The 21,849-nt window shown below is 57.2% G+C and carries 15 protein-coding genes and 1 tRNA gene; 11 read left to right on the top strand and 5 right to left on the bottom strand.

The window, feature by feature from the left end; genetic code table 11:
• Positions 1–7: 7 nt before the first annotated feature.
• From glpE to QCL65_RS23070, 5 genes are all read left to right on the top strand, one after another.
• Positions 8–337, top strand: a complete 330-nt coding sequence (gene glpE, locus QCL65_RS23050; RefSeq protein ID WP_407312942.1) for a thiosulfate sulfurtransferase GlpE — start codon at positions 8–10, stop codon at positions 335–337.
• A 316-nt stretch (positions 338–653) separates the two neighbouring features.
• Complete coding sequence (locus QCL65_RS23055; protein WP_407312944.1) at positions 654–2,576, top strand: PrkA family serine protein kinase; 1,923 nt, start codon at positions 654–656, stop codon at positions 2,574–2,576.
• A gap of 126 nt (positions 2,577–2,702) precedes the next feature.
• Entirely contained in the window at positions 2,703–3,974 is a 1,272-nt protein-coding gene (locus QCL65_RS23060; RefSeq protein WP_407312946.1) for a YeaH/YhbH family protein, read from the top strand.
• On the top strand, positions 3,971–5,533 hold the full coding sequence (locus QCL65_RS23065) for a SpoVR family protein (protein ID WP_407312948.1): 1,563 nt from the start codon (positions 3,971–3,973) through the stop codon (positions 5,531–5,533). Before QCL65_RS23060 ends, QCL65_RS23065 begins: the two co-directional genes overlap by 4 nt.
• Before the next feature lie 63 nt (positions 5,534–5,596).
• Complete coding sequence (locus QCL65_RS23070) at positions 5,597–6,832, top strand: multifunctional CCA addition/repair protein (RefSeq protein WP_407312950.1); 1,236 nt, start codon at positions 5,597–5,599, stop codon at positions 6,830–6,832.
• On the opposite strand, the gene folK is transcribed toward QCL65_RS23070, so the two are convergent.
• Together folK and folB are read right to left on the bottom strand one after the other, a co-directional pair.
• Positions 6,829–7,350 (bottom strand): 2-amino-4-hydroxy-6-hydroxymethyldihydropteridine diphosphokinase, encoded by a 522-nt coding sequence (gene folK, locus QCL65_RS23075; protein WP_407312952.1) that lies wholly within the window; start codon positions 7,348–7,350, stop codon positions 6,829–6,831. The two genes, QCL65_RS23070 and folK, sit on opposite strands and share 4 nt — an antisense overlap.
• The gene (gene folB / locus QCL65_RS23080; protein ID WP_407312954.1) at positions 7,341–7,694 is read right to left on the bottom strand and encodes a dihydroneopterin aldolase; all 354 of its coding nucleotides are present in this window, start codon (positions 7,692–7,694) and stop codon (positions 7,341–7,343) included. The genes folK and folB overlap by 10 nt, the downstream gene beginning before the upstream one ends.
• Before the next feature lie 89 nt (positions 7,695–7,783).
• On the opposite strand from folB, the gene plsY reads away from it, so the two are divergent.
• Entirely contained in the window at positions 7,784–8,353 is a 570-nt protein-coding gene (gene plsY, locus QCL65_RS23085) for a glycerol-3-phosphate 1-O-acyltransferase PlsY (protein ID WP_407312956.1), read from the top strand.
• Between the two features lie 3 nt (positions 8,354–8,356).
• Here the strand turns inward: plsY and tsaD are convergent, their stop codons facing one another.
• Positions 8,357–9,382 carry a tRNA (adenosine(37)-N6)-threonylcarbamoyltransferase complex transferase subunit TsaD gene (tsaD, locus tag QCL65_RS23090; protein WP_407316989.1) on the bottom strand — a complete coding sequence of 342 codons (1,026 nt, stop codon included), beginning with the start codon at positions 9,380–9,382 and terminating at the stop codon, positions 8,357–8,359.
• Between the two features lie 202 nt (positions 9,383–9,584).
• Between tsaD and rpsU the strand changes: the two genes are divergently transcribed.
• The 5 genes from rpsU to QCL65_RS23115 all read left to right on the top strand — a co-directional run bounded on the left by rpsU (position 9,585) and on the right by QCL65_RS23115 (position 18,012).
• Positions 9,585–9,800, top strand: a complete 216-nt coding sequence (rpsU, locus tag QCL65_RS23095) for a 30S ribosomal protein S21 (RefSeq protein WP_002551877.1) — start codon at positions 9,585–9,587, stop codon at positions 9,798–9,800.
• A gap of 315 nt (positions 9,801–10,115) precedes the next feature.
• A complete protein-coding gene (gene dnaG / locus QCL65_RS23100; protein ID WP_407312981.1) occupies positions 10,116–12,080 on the top strand; it encodes a DNA primase in 1,965 nt (654 codons plus the stop codon).
• A gap of 67 nt (positions 12,081–12,147) precedes the next feature.
• Positions 12,148–13,995, top strand: a complete 1,848-nt coding sequence (rpoD, locus tag QCL65_RS23105) for an RNA polymerase sigma factor RpoD (protein ID WP_407312983.1) — start codon at positions 12,148–12,150, stop codon at positions 13,993–13,995.
• Positions 13,996–14,142: 147 nt separating this feature from the next.
• Positions 14,143–17,919, top strand: coding sequence for a bifunctional diguanylate cyclase/phosphodiesterase (locus QCL65_RS23110; RefSeq protein ID WP_407312985.1), 3,777 nt, complete (start codon positions 14,143–14,145; stop codon positions 17,917–17,919).
• A 16-nt stretch (positions 17,920–17,935) separates the two neighbouring features.
• Positions 17,936–18,012, top strand: a tRNA-Ile gene (locus QCL65_RS23115).
• A gap of 350 nt (positions 18,013–18,362) precedes the next feature.
• On the opposite strand, the gene QCL65_RS23120 is transcribed toward QCL65_RS23115, so the two are convergent.
• Positions 18,363–18,755, bottom strand: coding sequence for a hypothetical protein (locus QCL65_RS23120; protein ID WP_407312987.1), 393 nt, complete (start codon positions 18,753–18,755; stop codon positions 18,363–18,365).
• A 1,266-nt stretch (positions 18,756–20,021) separates the two neighbouring features.
• Complete coding sequence (locus QCL65_RS23125; RefSeq protein WP_407312989.1) at positions 20,022–21,476, bottom strand: hypothetical protein; 1,455 nt, start codon at positions 21,474–21,476, stop codon at positions 20,022–20,024.
• Positions 21,477–21,849: the final 373 nt, after the last annotated feature.

Genomic DNA, 21,849 nt, shown 5'->3' on the forward strand with positions numbered 1-21,849 from the left:
ACCAGACATGACCGAATTCAAACGTATCCCCCCCCAGGAGGCTCAGGCCCTGCGAGAACAGGGCGCGGTGGTCGTCGATGTGCGCGACCCGCAGACCTACGGCGCCAGCCACATCAGCGGCGCGGTGCACGTCGACAACCACTCGATTGCCGACTTCATTCGCCAAGCCGACCTCGATAAGCCCGTGGTGGTAGTGTGCTACCACGGTAACTCCAGCCAAAGCGCCGCTGCTTATCTGGTCGGGCAGGGCTTCTCGGACGTCTACAGCCTCGACGGTGGCTTCGAGTTGTGGCGCACCACCTACCCTGACGAGACGGCGCAAAGCCAGCTCGAATAAAACCGCGCTCGGAAATACCATGCAAAGCTCTCGTTAAAATTTTTTTCGAGAGCCGACACCCCGAACCACGCGGCCTGGCGCCAAGGCAGATGAACGGTCGCAGCAACTAATTGCCGATCCGGCCTTGAAATCTACGATTACCAACTATCCTTTAGCTCAGGCCATCCATTACAGGGGAGAGCCGGTACACCGGCGCGTGGGTCATCGGTACTGATTACAAGGTGCTCTGGGGGGTACACAGCGGTCGTGGTTTAGCCGCTGCCAGCATCAGCTGAATGATCCAGCGTCGGCTCCACGTATCGAGCGAGGTGACGTCATGAGTATTTTTAGCCACTTCCAACAACGTTTCGAATCTACGCGCCAGGAAGAGTTCTCGTTACAGGAGTACCTTGAGCTCTGCAAGAATGACCGTGGCACTTACGCTTCGGCCGCTGAGCGGATCCTGATGGCCATTGGGGAACCCGAGCTGCACGACACCTCAACCAATTCGAGGCTGTCACGCATCTTTTCCAACAAGGTCATCCGGCGCTACCCAGCCTTCGAAGACTTCCACGGCATGGAAGAGTGCATCGACCAGATCGTGTCGTACTTCCGCCATGCCGCCCAAGGTCTGGAAGAAAAGAAACAAATCCTCTACCTGCTCGGGCCTGTGGGGGGCGGTAAGTCATCTCTGGCCGAAAAGCTCAAACAGCTGATCGAAAAGACTCCTTTCTATGCCATCAAGGGCTCACCCGTGTTCGAGTCGCCTTTGGGGCTGTTCAATGCCACTGAAGACGGCCAGATCCTCGAAGAAGACTTCGGTATCCCGCGGCGCTATCTCAATACCATCATGTCGCCCTGGGCCACTAAACGGCTCGCCGAGTTCGGTGGCGACATCAGCCAGTTCCGCGTGGTCAAGCTCTACCCTTCGATCCTCAACCAAATCGCGGTAGCCAAGACCGAACCCGGTGACGAGAACAACCAAGACATCTCGGCACTGGTGGGTAAGGTCGATATTCGCAAGCTAGAGGAGTATTCGCAGAACGATGCCGATGCCTACAGCTACTCCGGTGCCCTGTGCCGGGCCAACCAAGGGCTGATGGAATTCGTCGAGATGTTCAAAGCACCGATCAAGGTGCTTCACCCGCTGCTGACCGCCACTCAGGAAGGGAATTACAACAGTACCGAGGGGCTGGGGGCGATTCCGTATTCGGGTATTCTGCTGGCTCACTCCAACGAATCGGAATGGCACAGTTTCCGTAACAACAAGAACAACGAAGCGTTCATCGACCGGATCTACATCGTCAAAGTGCCGTATTGCCTGCGGGTGAGCGACGAGATCAAGATCTACGACAAACTTCTGTTCAATAGCTCGCTGGCCAAGGCCCATTGCGCCCCTGACACCCTGAAAATGCTCGCTCAATTCACCGTGCTGTCGCGCCTTAAAGAGCCCGACAACTCGAATGTTTATTCGAAAATGCGCGTGTACGACGGTGAGAACCTCAAAGATACAGACCCCAAGGCCAAGTCGATCCAGGAATACCGTGACAGCGCGGGGGTCGATGAAGGCATGAACGGCCTCTCCACCCGATTCGCCTTCAAGATTCTGTCGAAAGTCTTCAACTTCGACCCCCATGAGGTTGCCGCCAACCCGGTGCATTTGCTCTATGTGCTGGAGCAACAGATCGAACAGGAGCAATTCCCTGCCGAAGTCCGTGAACGCTACCTGCGGTACCTCAAAGAATACCTGGCACCGCGCTACATCGAATTCATTGGCAAGGAAATCCAGACCGCCTACCTGGAGTCCTACAGCGAGTACGGGCAGAACATCTTCGACCGCTATGTGCTGTACGCGGACTTCTGGATTCAGGACCAGGAATACCGCGACCCGGAAACCGGCGAGATCCTCAACCGCGTGGCACTGAACGAAGAGCTGGAAAAAATCGAGAAGCCGGCGGGTATCAGTAACCCGAAAGACTTCCGTAACGAAATCGTTAACTTTGTCCTGCGTGCTCGCGCCAATAACAACGGCAAGAACCCCACCTGGCTCAGCTACGAAAAGCTGCGCGTGGTCATCGAGAAAAAAATGTTCTCGAACACCGAAGACCTGCTCCCGGTCATCAGTTTCAACGCCAAGGCCAGCAAGGAGGACCAACAGAAGCACAACGACTTCGTCACCCGCATGGTGGAACGTGGCTACACCGACAAACAGGTACGGCTGCTCTCCGAGTGGTACCTACGGGTCAGGAAGTCGCAGTGAGGCAGCATTGAGCGTCAAGCGAGCGGCCTGCGGCGGGGTCTTCATGACTTCACCCTAGGCCTGCGGCTTGCAGTTTTCGACTTAAGGCCAGCCGCTTAAGGCTTACAGCTGCCCGGAGAGCCTCCCATGAGTTATGTGATCGACCGCCGCTTGAACGGCAAGAACAAGAGTACGGTCAACCGCCAGCGCTTCCTGCGGCGCTACCGTGACCACATCAAAAAAGCAGTGGAAGAAGCCGTCAGCCGCCGCTCCATCACCGACATGGAGCATGGCGAGCAAATCAGTATCCCTGGCCGCGACATCGACGAGCCGGTGTTGCACCACGGCCGTGGAGGCAAGCAGACGGTGGTGCACCCCGGCAACAAAGAGTTCAGCAGCGGGGAGCATATACCGCGCCCCCAGGGCGGCGGTGGCGGTAAAGGGGCCGGCAAAGCCGGCAACTCGGGTGAGGGCATGGACGAATTCGTCTTCCAGATCACCCAGGAAGAATTTCTCGAATTCATGTTCGAAGACCTCGAACTGCCCAACCTGGTCAAACGCAACCTGACTGGCACCGATACGTACAAAACCGTTCGCGCTGGCATCAGCAATGAAGGTAACCCTTCGCGTATCAATATCGTGCGCACCCTGCGCTCAGCCCATGCGCGCCGTATTGCCCTGTCGGGCAGTAGCCGCGCCAAGCTGAAAGCGGCAAAACTGGAGCTCGAACGCCTTAAACGCGAAGAGCCTGACAACTTTGGCGATATCCAGACGGTCGAGGCCGAGATCGAAAAACTCAGCGCCCGCATTCACCGCGTGCCATTTCTCGACACCTTCGATCTGAAGTACAACCTGCTGGTGAAGCAGCCTAACCCTAGCTCCAAGGCCGTGATGTTCTGCCTGATGGACGTCTCCGGCTCCATGACCCAGGCGACCAAAGACATCGCCAAGCGCTTCTTCATTTTGCTCTACCTGTTTCTCAAGCGTAATTACGACAAGATCGAAGTGGTGTTCATCCGGCACCACACCAGTGCCCGGGAAGTGGACGAAGAAGAGTTTTTCTATTCCCGGGAAACCGGTGGGACCATCGTCTCGAGCGCTTTGAAATTGATGCAGGAAATCATGGCGGCTCGCTACCCGGCCGGAGATTGGAACATCTACGCCGCCCAGGCTTCAGACGGCGACAACTGGAACGACGACTCGCCTATCTGCCGCGAGATCCTCACCAAGCAGATCATGCCGTTCGTGCAGTACTACACTTATGTCGAAATCACACCGCGTGAACACCAAGCCCTGTGGTTCGAATACGAACGCATCGGCGATGCCTTTCCCGATACGTTCGCCCAGCAACAGCTGGTGACGGCCGGCGATATTTATCCGGTTTTCCGAGAACTCTTCCAGCGCAGGTTAGTGACATGACGGGTAGAGAACAGAAACGCCAACCTCTTTCCACCGGTTCTGAATGGACGTTCGAGCTGATTCAGGCCTATGACCGGGAAATCGGTCGTATCGCTGAGCGCTATGCGCTCGATACCTACCCCAACCAGATCGAAGTCATCACCGCTGAACAGATGATGGATGCCTATGCGTCCGTAGGCATGCCGCTGGGTTATCACCATTGGTCATACGGCAAACACTTCCTGAGTACAGAGAAATCCTACAGCCGTGGCCAGATGGGGCTGGCTTACGAGATCGTGATCAACTCAGACCCCTGCATTGCCTACCTGATGGAAGAAAACACCATCTGCATGCAGGCCTTGGTCGTAGCGCATGCCTGCTATGGGCACAACAGCTTTTTCAAAGGTAACTACCTATTCCGCACCTGGACCGACGCCAGCTCAATCATCGATTACCTGGTGTTCGCCAAGCAGTACATCATGCAATGCGAGGAGCGCCACGGGATCGACGCCGTCGAAGACCTGCTCGACTCTTGCCATGCGCTGATGAACTACGGGGTCGACCGCTACAAGCGCCCCTACCCTATTTCTGCCGAGGAAGAGCGGCGTCGGCAGAAGGATCGTGAGGAGCACTTGCAGCGCCAGATCAACGACCTGTGGCGCACCATCCCGAAAAGCGCAGACAAATTCAGCGAGAAAGATAACGCACGCTTCCCCGCCGAACCTCAGGAAAACATCCTCTACTTCATCGAAAAGCATGCGCCCCTGCTGGAGCCCTGGCAGCGCGAAATCGTACGCATCGTGCGCAAGATCGCTCAGTACTTCTACCCTCAGCGCCAGACCCAGGTAATGAACGAAGGTTGGGCTACGTTCTGGCATTACACCCTGATGAACGACCTTTACGACGAAGGCCTGGTGACCGACGGCTTTATGATGGAGTTTCTCCAATCCCACACCAGCGTGGTCTACCAGCCTGGCTTCGACAGCCCCTATTACAGCGGTATAAACCCTTACGCCCTGGGTTTTGCCATGTACCGCGATATCCGCCGCATGTGCGAACACCCCACCGAAGAAGATCGCCGCTGGTTCCCCGAAATCGCTGGCAGCGACTGGCTGTCGACCATCAAATTCGCCATGAGCAGCTTCAAGGACGAGAGCTTCATCTTGCAGTATCTGTCACCCCAGGTTATCCGCGACCTCAAGCTGTTCAGCATCATGGATGACGATCAGCGCGATGATTTGCTGGTGCCTGCTATCCACGATGAAAACGGTTATCGCATCGTTCGCGAGCAACTGGCGGCGCAATACAACCTGGGCAATCGCGAACCCAACGTACAGATCTGGAGCATCGACCGGCGCGGTGACCGCTCGCTGACGCTGCGCCATCAACAGCACAACCGCAAACCGCTGGGCGAGTCCACCGAAGAGGTCCTCAAGCATCTGCACCGGCTGTGGGGCTTCGACATTCACCTGGATTCCGTGCAGGGCGAACAGATCGTCAAAACTGTCCACGTACCGCCAAAAAGCGAGCATGGCGAAGGCGAGTACGGCCGTATGGAGATGGGCGTCGTACACCTTTAGCAACCCGTTTTACCTCCGTTAGCCCCAACACAGGTTATCCTGTGGGGCTATCGGAGGTTTTTTATGCGTATCTACACCGTCGGCGGCGCCGTGCGAGACCGCCTGTTAGGCCTGCCTGTCACCGACATCGACCGGGTGGTAGTGGGTGCCACCGAACAACAAATGCTTGACCTAGGGTATCGCCCCGTCGGCAGCGACTTCCCGGTATTTCTCGCGCCCACTAGCGGCGATGAGTACGCGCTGGCTAGAACCGAGCGCAAAAGCGGCAAGGGTTATGGCGGCTTTGTATTTCACGCCAGCCCGGACGTCACCCTCGAGCAAGACCTCATCCGCCGTGACCTGACCATCAATGCCATGGCGCAAGACGATGACGGCAATATCACCGACCCTTATAACGGCCAGCAGGACCTGCAACAGCGCATGCTGCGGCACGTCTCCCCCGCGTTTGCCGAAGACCCCTTGCGCGTGCTGCGTGTCGCACGTTTCGCCGCGCGCTATGCCCCGTTGGGGTTCCGCGTGGCGGACGAAACCCTCGAGTTGATGCGCCAGCTCAGCGAATCTGGCGAATTACTTGCACTGACCCCGGAGCGCAGCTGGAAAGAAATCTCTCGTGCGTTAATGGAACAACAGCCCCAAGTCTTTATTGAGGTCTTGCGCCAATGCGGCGCGCTGCGCGTGCTGCTCCCAGAAGTCGAGGCATTGTTTGGGGTGCCGCAACCAGAAGCGCATCATCCTGAGATCGACAGCGGCGTGCATACCCTGGCGGTGCTCCAGCAAGCCGCTTTGCACGGGCAACCCCTGAGTGTCCGTTGGGCATGCCTGGTGCATGATCTGGGCAAAGGCACCACCCCGCCTAGCGAATGGCCGCGGCATATTGCCCATGAGCAACGCGGCCTCAAATTGATTAAAGCGGTGAACGAACGTTTCAAGGCGCCCCGCGAATGCCAAGAGTTGGCCTTGCTGGTGGGCCAGTACCACACCCATAGCCATCGCGCGTTGGAGCTCAAAGCCTCGACCCTGCTCGAGTTGCTGCAAAGCTTCGACGTCTACCGCCGCCCGGAACGCTTTGAAGCCTTCATCGCCGCCTGCGAAATGGACGCCCGCGGCCGGCTTGGCCTGGAGAAGCGAGCGTACCCCCAGGCGGAGTATTTGCGCGGCGCGGCGCGGGCAGCCATTGGGGTAGCGGTCAAACCGCTGATTGAGCGCGGCCTACAAGGCCAAGCGCTCGGCGAGGGGTTAAAAGCCGAGCGGCTAAAAGCCTTGAAGGTCTACAAAGCAGCCAGCAACCAAGGCCTTTAAAACAAAAGGTTCACCTGGCCCAGGGGCTGTCCATTCCACTCGAACGGCACAGGTGCCAGCACCTGATCGATCTGGGCGGCTTGCCACAGCGCCTCGAACGTTCGCCCGTCGGCTGGGTGCCGCACCTGCGGGGCGAGCAATGCCAGAGGCCACAATACGAAAGCATTTTTCAGGATTTCGGCACGCGGCAATATCAGCCCATCGAAATTGCCCACTCGTTCGCCGTACAGCAGCACATCGATGTCCAGGGGCAAGCCTTTGCGGCCGGGGGCGTAGCGGCCATTATCGGCTTCGATAAACTTGAGCTTGCGATCAAGGTCGCTCAAGGAAAGGTCCGTCAGGCCAGTCACCACCAAATTGTAAAAAGGCCCGCTCTTGATCCCCACCGGTGCGCTCTCGAACACCGCCGAGCACTGCATATCGTCGACGAAGCTGGCCAAGGCGTCGAGCCCGGCGCATAGATGCCGGTGGCGGTCAGTATTACTGCCCAACCCCAAGTAGATTCGGTTCAGCGACATCCGCGCTCGATCTCCACACCAACGCCGGCTGCAGCTGGTACTGCGCCAGGTTTGGTCAGTTTGAGGCGCAGCCAGGGGATCTGGAACTCGGCCATCAAGACTTCAGCAAGGCGCTCGGCGAATGTTTCCACCAATTGGAAGCGCGCCTGCTCGGCAAAACCTTGAATACGCGCGCTGACACTGGCGTAATCCAAGGCCAGGGCCAAGTCGTCGCCAGCGGCAGCCGGGCGATTGTCCCAGGCAAAGCAGAGGTCCAGGCGTAAGCACTGGCGTATCTCGCGCTCCCAGTCGTAGGCACCGATCACGGTGTCGACTTCCAGCCCGTCAATGAAAACCTTGTCCAAGTACTTCGCTCCACTGGGTTCTACGATCAGCACGACAACGGCGCTTGCGCCCGCTAGAATCAGGGCCGTCCCTGCCCGGAATAGTTAGCATGTTTTGGCTACTGGCGGTACTCGCCTACCTACTTGGCTCGCTGTCCTTCGCGATCCTGCTCAGCCGACTCACCGGCATGCCCGACCCGCGCATGAGCGGCTCCGGCAATGCCGGCGCCACCAATATGCTGCGCCTGGCAGGGAAAAAACTCGCCATCCTGACCCTGCTCGGCGATCTCTGCAAGGGCATGCTCCCCGTGATACTCGCGGCGCTGGCCGGGCTTAGCCTGCAGCAACAAGCCTGGGTCGGGCTGTGTGCCGTTACCGGCCACCTGTTCCCTGTGTATTTTCGGTTCCGTGGCGGTAAAGGCGTTGCCACTGCCGCCGGCGTGTTACTGGCACTTTATCCACCTGCCGCAGCGCTAGCCGCCTGTGCTTGGCTGCTGACCTTCTACCTGACCCGCACCAGCTCCCTGGCCGCGCTGATCGCCACGCCCTTGGTGCTGCCGTTGCTAGCCTGGCAGCGGCCTGCGGCGTTGCTGCCGATGAGCATGCTGACGCTGCTGATCGTCTGGCGCCACCGAAGCAACCTGCGCGACCTGCTAGCAGGCCGCGAACGCCATTTCTAATGCTCAGATAGCGGGCAACTGCTCCATCGGCCAGCGTGCTTGCACGCTGATGGCCAAACTCTCGTGCTGCCCTGCCTGCAAGCGCTGGCAACCGGCGTAAGCGATCATCGCGCCGTTGTCGGTGCAAAACTGCGGGCGCGCATAGTAAACCTGGCCGTTAAGCTGCCCAAGCATGCCCTCCAGCGACAGCCGCAGCGCGCGATTGGCACTCACACCGCCGGCGATCACCAGGCGCTTGAGCCCGGTCTGCTTGAGCGCACGCTTGCACTTGATGGTCAGAGTGTCCACCACCGCCTGCTGGAAGGCCAGGGCGATGTCGCTGCGGGTTTGTTCACCGTCGTCCCCAGCACGCTGGCATTGTTGCCAGGTATTGAGGGCGGAGGTCTTCAAGCCGCTGAAGCTGAATTCAAGCCCTGGGCGATCGGTCATCGGCCGCGGAAAGACAAAGCGCCCCGCCACACCGTCAGCGGCCAACCGCGCGATTTCCGGGCCGCCTGGGTAGTTCAGGCCCATCATCTTGGCGGTTTTGTCAAAAGCCTCGCCTGCGGCGTCGTCGAGGGTTTCCCCGAGCAACTCATAGCGGCCGATCCCATCGACCCGCACCAGCTGGGTGTGCCCGCCGGAGACCAGCAACGCCACAAAGGGAAACTGCGGCGGCTGCTCTTCCAGCATCGGCGCCAACAGGTGGCCTTCCATGTGGTGCACACCCAAAGCCGGTATATCCCACGCAAACGCCAGCGCCTGAGCGCAAGACGCTCCAACCAGCAAAGCGCCCACCAGCCCAGGGCCGGCGGTGTAGGCAATGGCATCGATTTCGGTGGGCACACAGTCAGCTTCAGCCAGCACCTGACGGATCAGGGGCAGCATGCGTTTGACGTGATCACGGGAGGCAAGCTCGGGTACTACGCCGCCATAGGCGCGGTGCAGGTCGATCTGGCTGAATAATGCGTCAGCCAGCAGACCGCGTTCGCTGTCATATAATGCGACACCTGTTTCATCACAGGACGTTTCTAATCCCAGTACTAGCATGGGCACTGCCTTGTTGAGGCTGCATTCGAAGGCGCGCATGATAGTCGCCGCTGGAAGCCCCGACCAGCGGTTTTCGATCAGAGGCTTTGCATTCCTGCGAGCTAAGGGTTAACATCCGCAACCCTTAAAAACCGACGTTGTTCAAGCGCGTATTTTTCGCGCAGCGCACGTTGACCCCGGTAATGAATGAAGGTAGCTCTGGATGCCAGCCGTCAAAGTTAAAGAGAACGAACCCTTCGACGTAGCTCTGCGTCGTTTCAAGCGCTCCTGCGAAAAAGCCGGTGTTCTGGCTGAAGTTCGTAGCCGCGAATTTTACGAGAAGCCGACTTCTGAGCGTAAGCGCAAGGCAGCAGCCGCTGTCAAACGTCACGCCAAGAAAGTTCAGCGCGAGCAGCGCCGCGCCGTTCGTCTGTACTAATACACAGACGCCTGTCGCACGCTTCTGCCTTGCCCGGTCTACAGCCGGGCTGTCGGCAGTTGTTGCTTTATCCTCTAGCCTAATAGCCAGAGGCTGCCAGAATGCTTTATCCCATTCAGGCAAACCCGCCTCAAACGTCAGGACTGGCTGTTATGCCAGGTCGTGCACGTCGTTCCTGACGAGCCCTTGCGGCTATGGACGAGCACACTATTCTTCTCTCAAGATTCAGCACGACTTCGACTACCGCCAGGTGCGCCTCGAACGATATGCCGTTTCCGATACACTGCTGCACCAGCCTGATATGAAGAGAATGCCATGGCAGGGCTGATTCCCCAGGGTTTCATTGACGACCTCTTGAACCGCACCGACATCGTCGACGTGGTGCAGTCGCGCGTGCAAATGAAAAAAGCGGGCAAGAACTACACCGCCTGCTGCCCGTTCCACAAGGAAAAGACCCCCTCCTTCAGCGTCAGCCCAGACAAACAGTTCTATTACTGCTTCGGCTGTGGCGCCGGCGGCAACGCCCTTGGCTTCATCATGGACCACGACAACCTGGACTTCCCCCAGGCCGTCGAAGAACTCGCCAAAGCAGCTGGCATGGAAGTGCCCCGCGAGGAAGGCGGGCGCAACCAAAAACCGCGCCAGCCGACCGATTCGCCGCTCTACCCGTTGCTCTCGGCCGCCGCCGATTACTATCGCCAGGCGCTTAAAAGCCACCCGGCCAAACGTGCCGCCGTGGAGTATTTGAAAGGCCGCGGCCTGACCGGCGAAATTGCCCGCGATTTCGGCCTGGGCTTTGCGCCACCCGGCTGGGACAACCTGTTCAAGCATTTGAGCAGCGACACCCTTCAGCAAAAAGCGATGATAGACGCAGGCCTGCTGATCGAAAACGCCGAGTCGGGCAAACGCTATGACCGCTTCCGCGACAGGGTAATGTTCCCCATTCGCGACAGCCGCGGCCGTACCATCGCCTTCGGTGGGCGGGTGCTGGGCGACGACAAGCCCAAGTACCTGAACTCACCCGAAACCCCGGTTTTTCACAAAGGCCAAGAGCTATACGGCCTGTACGAGGCGCGCAAACACAACCGCAACCTCGAAGAAATCATCGTGGTGGAAGGTTACATGGACGTCATCGCACTGGCCCAGCAGGGCTTGCGCAACGCCGTCGCCACGTTGGGCACCGCCACCAGCGAAGAACACCTCAAGCGACTTTTCCGGGTAGTGCCCAGCGTCCTGTTCTGCTTCGATGGCGACCAAGCCGGGCGCAACGCCGCCTGGCGTGCCCTGGAGGCAGCCCTGCCAAGCCTGCAGGATGGGCGCCGGGCGCGGTTTTTATTCCTGCCCGAAGGTGAAGACCCCGATACCCTGGTACGCGCCGAAGGCACTGACGCCTTTCGGGCGCGCATCAACCAGCACGCGCAACCGTTGGCCGATTATTTTTTTCAACAATTGACGGAAGAAGCCGACCCGCGCTCGCTCGAAGGTAAAGCGCACATGGCCACGCTGGCCGCGCCGCTGATCGACAAAGTTCCGGGGGCCAACCTACGGGCGTTGATGCGTAATCGCCTGAGCGAAATCACCGGGCTCAATAGCGAAGCCATGCACCAATTGGCCCAACACACCCCCAGCGAGGCGCCGCCGGCCTACGATCCGCTGGTCAATTACGAGGCCGCGCCAGATTACTCGCCTGATTATGGTGACTTCCACGCGCCTCAGGACTTCCAACCCCAACAGCCATGGATCCAGAATAAACCTGGAGGGCAAAAAAAGTGGGAAGGCAAGCCGTGGGACAAGAAAGGTCGCGGTCGCCAATTCGAACCGCGCGTCCCGCCGCGTACGCCGACCACCGTGGAACCACCTACACTGACAGCGTTGCGCACGCTATTGCGCCACCCAACGCTGGCAGCAAAAGTTGAAGATACCAGCCACTTTGCCGATGAAGAGCATATGTATGCGCAATTATTGGTCGCGTTGCTGGAGGCGCTGCAGAAAAACCCCAGCCTGCGCTCGTTGCAATTGATCGCACGCTGGCACGGCACCGATCAGGGGCGCTTATTGAGGGCCCTGGCCGAGAAAGAATGGCTGATTGATGCCGATAACCTTGAACAACAGTTTTTCGACACTATAACTAGCTTGTCCGCTCGCCAACGCGAGCGCAGCCTGGAGCATTTGCTCCGTAAGGCACGCCAAAGTGAACTGAGCGCAGATGAAAAAAATCAGCTGCGTGACCTGCTTACACGCAATGTTCACGCACAAACCCCGACCTCAACTGGCGCGTGAGGTCCTAGCTCGGGTATAATCCTCGGCTTGTTTTTTGCCCGCCAAGACCTTCAGTGGATAGGGTGTTATGTCCGGAAAAGCGCAACAGCAGTCTCGCATCAAAGAGTTGATCACACGCGGTCGTGAGCAGGGTTACCTGACTTACGCGGAGGTCAACGACCACCTGCCTGAGGATATTTCAGATCCGGAGCAGGTGGAAGACATCATCCGCATGATCAACGACATGGGGATCAACGTATTCGAGAGTGCTCCGGATGCGGATGCCCTTTTGTTGGCGGAAGCCGATACCGACGAAGCCGCCGCTGAAGAAGCCGCCGCAGCGTTGGCAGCGGTAGAAACCGATATCGGCCGCACCACAGACCCAGTGCGCATGTACATGCGTGAAATGGGCACCGTGGAACTGCTGACCCGCGAAGGCGAAATCGAAATCGCCAAGCGTATCGAAGAAGGCATCCGTGAGGTGATGGGCGCTATCGCGCACTTCCCCGGCACGGTTGACCACATCCTCTCCGAATACGACCGCGTTACGGGTGAAGCTGGCCGTCTGTCCGACGTCCTCAGCGGCTATATCGATCCGGACGACGGCATCGCGCCGCCGGCCGAGGTTCCGCCACCGGTCGATCCAAAAGCGCCAGCGGCTGCCACCGATGACGACGAAGAAGAAAACGCTGACAGCAGCGACGACGAGGAAGAAGCCGAAAGCGGCCCCGACCCCGTTATCGCCGCGCAGCGCTTCGGCGCCGTCAAGGATCAGCTCGAGGCCACCAACAAGTCGCTGAAAAAGCACGGTCGCTCCAGCAAGCAAGCTATTGCCGAACTGGTATTGCTGGCCGAGCTGTTCATGCCGATCAAGCTGGTGCCCAAGCAGTTCGAAGGCCTGGTAGAGCGCGTCCGTGGCGCCCTCGACCGTCTGCGCCAGCAAGAACGCGCCATTATGCAACTGTGCGTTCGTGATGCCCGTATGCCCCGCGCCGACTTCCTGCGCCAGTTTCCTGGCCATGAAGTCGACGAAAACTGGAGCGTCTCGCTGGCCAACGGCAAGGCTAAATACGCCGAAGCCATCGGCCGTCTGCAGGCCGATATCCAACGCTGCCAGCAGAAGCTGACCGCGCTGGAAAAAGAAACAGGCCTGACCCTTGCCGAAATCAAGGACATCAACCGTCGCATGTCGATCGGCGAGGCCAAGGCCCGCCGCGCGAAAAAGGAAATGGTTGAAGCCAACTTGCGTCTGGTCATCTCGATCGCCAAGAAGTACACCAACCGTGGCCTGCAATTCCTTGACCTGATCCAGGAAGGCAACATCGGCTTGATGAAGGCGGTGGACAAGTTCGAATACCGTCGCGGTTACAAGTTCTCGACTTACGCCACCTGGTGGATTCGCCAGGCAATCACTCGCTCGATCGCCGACCAGGCCCGCACCATCCGTATTCCGGTGCACATGATCGAGACGATCAACAAGCTCAACCGTATTTCCCGGCAGATGTTGCAGGAAATGGGTCGCGAACCGACCCCGGAAGAACTTGGCGAACGCATGGAGATGCCTGAGGACAAAATCCGCAAGGTATTGAAGATCGCTAAAGAGCCGATCTCCATGGAAACACCGATCGGCGACGATGAAGACTCCCACCTGGGTGACTTCATCGAAGACTCCACCATGCAGTCGCCTATCGATGTGGCCACCGTCGAAAGCTTGAAAGAAGCCACCCGTGAAGTGCTCTCCGGGCTAACCGCCCGTGAAGCCAAGGTGCTGCGTATGCGCTTCGGTATTGATATGAATACCGACCATACGTTGGAAGAAGTTGGCAAACAGTTCGACGTGACCCGTGAGCGGATCCGTCAGATCGAAGCCAAGGCCTTGCGCAAACTGCGCCACCCGACGCGAAGCGAACATCTACGTTCCTTCCTCGACGAGTGACACCAAAACCCCCAGCCCTGCTGGGGGTTTTGCTTTACGTAGTAGGTGCGACACAACACCGATACGTATTGCCTCACGCTATGCCCTTCCCGTAGAGGGACCGCCGCGACTACACTCGACCCATTGCGATGGTTTTACGAGGCAGCCATGCCCAAGGCGTGTCACTACTTATTACCCGACCTGCGCCGAAGCCTGACAGCCCTCTGCCTGCTGAGCTTACTGGCCTTAAACAACTGGGCTTACGCCCTGAATTTGACCGACGAAGAACAGGACTGGCTCGATGCTCACTCGCGGCTGAAACTGGGCGTCGACTCCGCTTGGCCTCCCTTTGAATTCCGTGACGCCCAGGGCCGCTATCAAGGGCTCGCCGCCGATTACGTGGCGCTGCTCGAGCAACGCTTGAACATCGACCTCACGCCCTCTGAACCGATGAGCTGGGCCACCGCCATAGAGCGCGCAGAAGACAACCAACTGGACCTGCTCCCCGGCATCATGGCCACGCCCGTGCATGAAGCGGGCTTGACCTTTACCAAACCCTACCTCGATATTCCCATCGTCATCCTCGCCCACAACAGCGGCCCGCAGCCGCGCACGCTGGAAGAACTCGCGGGCCTGACCATTGGCGTCGTAGACCACCATGCACCGCAAGAGCTGCTGCTTGGGCGCTATCCGCATCTCAAACTGCAAGCCTTGCCCAACATGGGCGGCTTGCTTCAAGCCTTGGCCTTGGGCCAGGTGGATGCGGTGGTGGGCGACCTGGCATCAAGTGTGTGGAGCCTGCGCGAGCTCAAGCTCGAAGGCTTGTCGATCAGCGGTGAAACGCCGCTACGCTATCAACTGGCGATGGCCGTGCCGCACAAACTCGCGCCACTGGCGACCATCATCGATAAAGTCCTGGACGACCTCACACCCGCTGAAACCGCCAGCTTGCAGCAGCGCTGGACAGGCGCGTTGCTGGAACCAAACCACTGGCGCGAAGTGTTGCTTTATGGCTTGCCGGGGCTGCTTCTGCTCATTGTGATCCTGGCCCTGGTGATTCGCGTCAACCGCCGACTCAGCTCGGAGATCGCCCGCCGCGTGGGCCTGGAGCAAGAGCTGCGCAGCAGCGAATACCACTATCGCGGGCTGGTGGAGAGCCTCTCGGCGGTGGCCTGGGAGGCCAATACCCGGGATTTCACCTACAGCTATGTGTCGCCCCAAGCCGAGGACCTGCTCGGCTACCCGCGCGCCGCCTGGCTGGCGACCGGCTTCTGGGAAAGCATCATCCACCCCGAAGACCGGGCCTGGGCCAAGGCTTTTTGTGCAGAGGAAACCGCCGCGGGCCGCGATCACAGCCTGGACTACCGCCTGATCAGCGCAGACGGCCGTTGCCTGTGGATACGCGACATCGTCAGCCTGGCTGGTCAAGGTTCTACGGCGGTGATGCGCGGCCTGATGATCGATATCAGCGAAACCAAAAGGACCGAAGAGGCCCTACGCCTCTCTGAAGAAAAATTCGCGTCGGTCTTTCAGCAGTGTCCAGACATCTTGGTGATTTCCCGGCTTAGCGACGGTTGCCTGCTGGAGGTCAACCAGGCCTTCGAGGAACAAATCGGCCTCAGCGCCGGCGAGGTCATTGGCCGCAGTGCGACGGACCTAAACATCTGGAGCGGCGACGGCCTTGGGCCGGACCCTCTGCAAAGCCTATGGGCCGGCAGTATCCGCAACCTGGAGCGGGTGCTGCGGCGCAGCAATGGCCAGCTGTTTACCGGGCTCATCTCGGCCGAACCCTTCGACCTCGACAGCACCCCTGCCGTGGTCACGGTGGTGCGTGATATCAGCCAACTCAAGGAGACCCAGCAGAAACTGCAAATTTCCGAAGAAAAGTTTGCCAAGGCGTTTCATGTATTGCCGGACGGCCTTTTGCTGACCCGCCAGAGCGACGGCTTGCTAATCGAGGTCAACGAGGGATTCAGCCGAATCACCGGCCACCCGGTTAACACCTCCCTGGAGCACTCGACCCTGGAGCTGGGCATCTGGGTCGACCTCAACCAGCGCAAAACCCTGATCGAACGGCTCAGGCGTGACGGCCGAGTGCATAATTTTCGCTGCCTGATCCGCCGCGTCGACGGCGACATTCGCCATTGCGAGCTAGACGCCCGGCCCCTGCCGATCGCTGGCGAAGAGTGCATGTTGGTGATCGCCCGGGATATCACCAAAAGCCACATCATGCAGGAAAAGCTACAACTGGCCGCCACCGTGTTCGAAAGTACCGCCGAAGGCGTGCTGATCACTGACACCAGCCAAAAAATCAGCGCAGTGAACCGGGCCTTCAGCCAGATCACCGGTTACGCCGAAGAAGAAGCCGTAGGCCAGACGCCCCGCCTGCTGGCGTCGGGGCAACACGACAGCGCTTTCTATGTCGCCATGTGGCACCGCCTGGCCGCCGAAGGGCATTGGCAGGGTGAAATCTACAACCGGCGCAAAAACGGCGAGCTGTACCCCAGCTGGCTCACGATCAGTTCGGTGCGCAACCCGGACAGCGTGATCACCCACTTCGTCGCAGTGTTCGCCGACATCTCCAGCCTCAAGCATGCCCAAGCCAAGCTCGACTACCAGGCCCACCATGACCCGCTCACCGGCCTGCCCAACCGCACCCTGTTCGAAAGCCGCCTGTTGGCGGCTCTAAGCAGCCAGCAGGACTCCCGCGGGCAAGGCGCGGTGCTGTTCCTCGACCTGGACCGCTTCAAAAACATCAACGACAGCCTGGGCCACCCAGTCGGGGACCTCTTGCTCAAGGGCATCGCCCAGCGCCTACGTGAGCAGGTGCGCGACATCGACACCGTAGCCCGCCTGGGCGGTGACGAGTTCATTATCCTGCTGCCCGGCCTGCAGCACGCCAGCGACGCCGAACACGTCGCCAACAAACTGGTGAGCTGCTTCACGGCCCCCTTCCAGGCCGGCGAGCACGAGTTCTTCACCAGCGCCAGCATCGGTATCAGCCTGTACCCCCAAGACGGCAGCGACGTCGCCACCCTCGTCAAAAACGCCGACGCCGCCATGTACCGCTCCAAAGCCAAAGGCCGCAACCGCTTCGAGGCCTACACCCGCGACCTGACTACCCAGGCCAGCACCCGGGTCGCCCTGGAACAGGAATTGCGCCGCGCCATCGAGCGCAACGAACTCAGCCTGAACTACCAACCCAAATTCAGCCTGGCCACCCAAGGCCTGGTCGGCGCCGAAGCCCTGATCCGTTGGAACCACCCCCAATTCGGCGACATGCCCCGCGAGCAGTTCATCCCCCTGGCGGAAGAAAACGGCATGATCCTGCACATCGGCGACTGGGTGCTCGAACACGTCTGCCAGCAAATGCGCCAGTGGGACCAGCTCTACGCACCGTTCGGCCCGTTATCCGTAAACCTGGCCGGCGCGCAACTGCGTCAACTCAACCTGGTGGAGCGCATTGAACAACTGCTGAACCAAGCCCAACTGGCACCCGGCCGCCTGCAATTGGAAATCACCGAAAACTTCATCATGAGCCAAACCGAAGAAGCCCTGGCCGTGCTGCACCAGCTCAAGCAACTGGGCGTACAACTGGCCATCGACGACTTCGGCACCGGCTACTCCTCCCTCAGCTACCTCAAGCGCTTGCCACTGGACATCCTCAAGATCGACCAATCCTTCGTCCGCGGCCTCCCCGACGACCCCCACGACGCCGCCATCGTCCGCGCCATCATCGCCCTGGGCCGCAGCCTGCAACTGACCGTCATCGCCGAAGGCGTGGAAAACCAAGACCAACAAAACTTCCTCGCCCGCGAAGGCTGCGAACAGTTCCAAGGCTACTACACCGGCCGCCCCCTCCCCGCCGAACAATTCGCCGCGACGTTCCTTCGTATGAAGGAATCAGATCTTTCGGATAGCACTGTTGATAATCCGTCGCTATAATCCGCGACCTGTATCAGGGCCCATAGCTCAGTTGGTTAGAGCAGAGGACTCATAATCCTTTGGTCCACGGTTCGAGTCCGTGTGGGCCCACCAACTCCAAAGCCGCGCATTGCGCGGCTTTTGTGTATCTGGATGGTTCTTCTCTGATACAAGCCCATGGTCCGGAAGCCTCGTATTCAGGCCCGAAAGGAGATGCCATGGGACGTCAGCGTTAGCCCGAAGCATTCAAGAGCGAAGCGGCCACGCTAGTGATAGAAAAAGTAGCCTATCGCTGACTTTGCCTCTACGCCTGGCTCAAGCTCCAAAGCAAACCTGAAGAGCAACGTCCGCTCGCACAATCGGACAGGTGTAGAGGGCCGTCACCGCCGGTCTCGATAAGCCTAATGCCGAACCAGCATATTTTTGCAATACTGAGTTTCGCCGGTGCCCACGCATTCTCAGTGCTATACCTTGAAAATCACTTTAGGGTCGTCATTGCAAATAATGTCAATCCATTCGTCAGTTAAAATTGCCAAATGCCAAATCGGGTCATCTTTATAGATATCAAACGACTCACTATTAAGCCACTTTAAAAATTTGGAATTCTCTACTAGAAAAAATGATGTCGCCCTTACTTCGTTCGTGAGTATCGGCATAGTAGCAAGCCTCATACTCTCATTGGTGATTCGGAAAGCTGTGGGAAGATCGGAAAACTTCAAGTAAAAGCGCCTACGCTCCCCCGCCTCTTCTTTCAAGTGAATTTCCATGCCGGCATCATAAGTAATTCGCTCGAACTCTACTCGACCTAAAGCGGGAATACCCAGGGCGGTCCACGGATGTAATATCTCTATGCTCATGGAAAAAATCTCTCAGTTGTAGCGTATCTTATCGGAAGCACGCTTACCGTCCGGCCTTTGTATCTCAATGATTGGTCTACCATCAGTACTTTTCGGACCAACCATAACGCGCCTACAGTCCTCTAGGTTTTCAACGGGTGCGCCGTTACCTTTATCTGATACTTTGGGAGAGCTCATATTATAAAATTTTGTTGGCCTCATCGATGCCATTTGCTCGGGCCCATAATTGCGTTCCCTTATCAGTTACCCCCCGGCAACAGCACCCGGTACTGGTGGCTTTGCATTTTTTCCACTAGATTGGTCCTCCTTACTTTCACCGTGGAATGCTCAGCTATTCATTCTGGATGAAACGTCGGCTGTCGCGCCAGGATAATTACCCGCATCCTTATTCTTACCGCCAGTGAGAGATGTCAAAAACACTGACATCAAGACGAAGGCGGCGATGAGAGAGCGGGTCAACATCAATGGTTGCCCAATGCGCCTCGGGATCGTAGATGCGATCCGCCTTGGACTAGACCACTAGCCGCATTTCAGCATGTGAAAATTGATGCCTTGGGGGTCCAATTAAGGTTTGCTCGCACTGGGTCGAAATCTCAATCCGATTGCTCGGCGCTTGAATGAAGGTACCTACAGGCCAATCATCGTCGAGCGGATCGAGGCACTTAGGCGACTGATAACGGAGCATACAAAAGTCCTGAGCGACGCTATCCGGGCGAGCTTGGAACGGCGGAGCATTACTCGCGAGCCTTAGACGTGTAAACGTTCACGGCTATAACTCACCATGCAGATTCGGCCATCAGCGATCATATGGGCGAATTTAGCTTGTTGATGACAGGCGCATAAAATTTTTCATTACGAATTTTTATGCGCCTGAGTAGAGTTTGCGAAGGAATTGTGTTAGACGACCTCTGCCGAGAAGCCTTATGTCTAGTCGATTGGCTTAAGTCAAACTGCCTGTACAGATAGCATGCCTCTAGTAAGGCTGCGCCGGTTGACCTCAATCTCACGGACAACGTCGGGCCCTAGATGGACTATCGAAATTTCGTGACGCTCATAGCCGCTCTTCGCGCCAGACAGCTATCGGCCAGAAGCGGCTTCCAGCAATCGACGTTCCAAATCATCAACTGCTAGAACATGAACGGTGAAGACAGGATAGCTATCGCCCTCGTTCGTGCCTAGCCGTGCAAACTAATGCCGCCATCCACATAATGCCGATTGGCTCTGCTTTTCTTGCACTCCAAAGACTAACAGAGCAACAGGACCTGACTACGCTTCGTCACTGCTAGGTAGCTCGACCTCACTAGCGGGCAGTGTCGGCACCTGCGGGAACTCAGGAAAGCGTACCTTACCGATAGTGGTCAAAAGTGCTTTTCTGCATTCAGCCGCATAAACTTCATCGCATTTATCTTTTAGGTACTTAGCGACCAGAAAAAGATCAGGCGTAAATACGAGCGCGGTAGAGCTTGTTGCAGCGGCTGAGATACACTTATTAGTGAAAGGCTCTGGCCTTTCCTCAACAGACTGTAATCTGTAAGGATTTCCAAATAGTACCGGCTTGGCCGGCTCATTCACTTCATCTCGCTCGAAATCCTCATGAATGTTCAGTGCCAGCTGACGAAGTTTATCTATATTTATAGCCTTATTATCCTTACCTTCAGCCTCTCCAATAAGCCTACCTTCCTTCGACTCAAAAACGGCATCAAACTCAGACTCGCCGTTATCAAATTGCGTGACATTGAACCCAATTGTTTTCAAAGCGTCCAGGATAGCTAGCTCTAGAGGCTTACCTTTTTCAAACAGGAGGTTCCTTAGGCGTCCTAAGTCACTTGCTTGATCCATCACGGCGTCTTTCTCCGCTTGTATTCGCTGAAGGTTTTTTTCTATAAGCACCAGTCTTTCAGCTGCCAATACTTCATCGTTTAATTTATATCTGGATTTTTTTGCCCAATCTGGTTCTGGCGTTAAGTCGGAAAAGGCCCTAAGGGACTTCTCCATCGACACAACCGCTTTGATCATCCTTGATGCAAACTGCTTGGCTTCTGAAGTCCAGTCGCCCTCATTTTCTCCACCATCGTCATCAATAAAGAACGAGTCGGAATAAAAATCAATATCCGGGAGGCATAGTAGTACTCCGCTCGAGCTTTTTGACCGACTGACGCTTCCTACCGCTTTGTTACCGTGCTTGGTTAGCAGGATTGGCGATGGTACGCTTTCGACAATGACATTGTACGAGGAATAACCTGAAAACTCATGCCAGTAAGAAGTAATGATTTCAGAACCTCTCTCTGCCAGCTTGATTTCTCTGCCTCTAGAAGCAACTGGCTTGAGATCTAAAGGAATCGACTGATAATTATTGTAATCAGTTACGATCCTCGTAACTTTTTGGTTTCGGCCCGTTCCAGAGAACTGCTTCTGCCCCGTAGCTATGCTAAGCGGGGTAAGCTCACTCAGAAACACGACCACCAGTTTGCCATGTTCAACAGCCGCCTTTATCTCCCGTCGCCAATGTTCGGACTGGTTTTTTAGCTTGAATGATTGGTCGTCCGAAAGGCACGGTTTACCTTCAAAAGCACTTTCGGCTCGACAGATATACTTATGAATATCCGGCTTAAATAGGATTATATCCCAATCTAAGAGAGAGATATCAGATTCAAATTCACAGAACTCAGAACTATCGTCAGCCAGCGAAAGCCCAATGGTTAATATTTTTTTCTGCGCCATGAATTACCCATAGTCCTCGAATATATCTAATTGCAGGTGATTATTAAAACTTTAATACTCGTATAACATCTTGATAGACGTCAAACGGGTATCCGTATGAGCAGGTTTCCGCCGTAACTAGTGGTGAGGAAAAATTACATATACCCGTCAGGCTACGCAATTTCGAAATACGAGATCATGACATTCGTCATGTGCAGCTGGCAGGCCCCATCCGGAGGGATCAATGCGGGCTCGGCAGAGGCCTGAATTTGGGAGTGATGTTCGCGGGCCATTACAATCCTTGTCTGAAACCTTAAAAAATCCAATGATTACGCCATATGGTTAGCCATCAATGCAATGGTGTGAACTCCAGCGCCTCGCTTTAAGATTGATG

It is taken from the genome of Pseudomonas sp. nanlin1, assembly GCF_045571515.1.
Lineage (GTDB): Bacteria > Pseudomonadota > Gammaproteobacteria > Pseudomonadales > Pseudomonadaceae > Aquipseudomonas.

Bases quoted from the DNA above. Each gene is read 5' to 3' on its own strand.
- glpE (WP_407312942.1), top strand. From the start codon at position 8: ATGACCGAATTCAAACGTATCCCCCCCCAGGAGGCTCAGGCCCTGCGA.
- QCL65_RS23055 (WP_407312944.1), top strand. From the start codon at position 654: ATGAGTATTTTTAGCCACTTCCAACAACGTTTCGAATCTACGCGCCAG.
- QCL65_RS23060 (WP_407312946.1), top strand. From the start codon at position 2,703: ATGAGTTATGTGATCGACCGCCGCTTGAACGGCAAGAACAAGAGTACG.
- QCL65_RS23065 (WP_407312948.1), top strand. From the start codon at position 3,971: ATGACGGGTAGAGAACAGAAACGCCAACCTCTTTCCACCGGTTCTGAA.
- QCL65_RS23070 (WP_407312950.1), top strand. From the start codon at position 5,597: ATGCGTATCTACACCGTCGGCGGCGCCGTGCGAGACCGCCTGTTAGGC.
- folK (WP_407312952.1), bottom strand. From the start codon at position 7,350: ATGTCGCTGAACCGAATCTACTTGGGGTTGGGCAGTAATACTGACCGC.
- plsY (WP_407312956.1), top strand. From the start codon at position 7,784: ATGTTTTGGCTACTGGCGGTACTCGCCTACCTACTTGGCTCGCTGTCC.
- tsaD (WP_407316989.1), bottom strand. From the start codon at position 9,382: ATGCTAGTACTGGGATTAGAAACGTCCTGTGATGAAACAGGTGTCGCA.
- rpsU (WP_002551877.1), top strand. From the start codon at position 9,585: ATGCCAGCCGTCAAAGTTAAAGAGAACGAACCCTTCGACGTAGCTCTG.
- dnaG (WP_407312981.1), top strand. From the start codon at position 10,116: ATGGCAGGGCTGATTCCCCAGGGTTTCATTGACGACCTCTTGAACCGC.
- rpoD (WP_407312983.1), top strand. From the start codon at position 12,148: ATGTCCGGAAAAGCGCAACAGCAGTCTCGCATCAAAGAGTTGATCACA.
- QCL65_RS23110 (WP_407312985.1), top strand. From the start codon at position 14,143: ATGCCCAAGGCGTGTCACTACTTATTACCCGACCTGCGCCGAAGCCTG.
- QCL65_RS23120 (WP_407312987.1), bottom strand. From the start codon at position 18,755: ATGAGCATAGAGATATTACATCCGTGGACCGCCCTGGGTATTCCCGCT.
- QCL65_RS23125 (WP_407312989.1), bottom strand. From the start codon at position 21,476: ATGGCGCAGAAAAAAATATTAACCATTGGGCTTTCGCTGGCTGACGAT.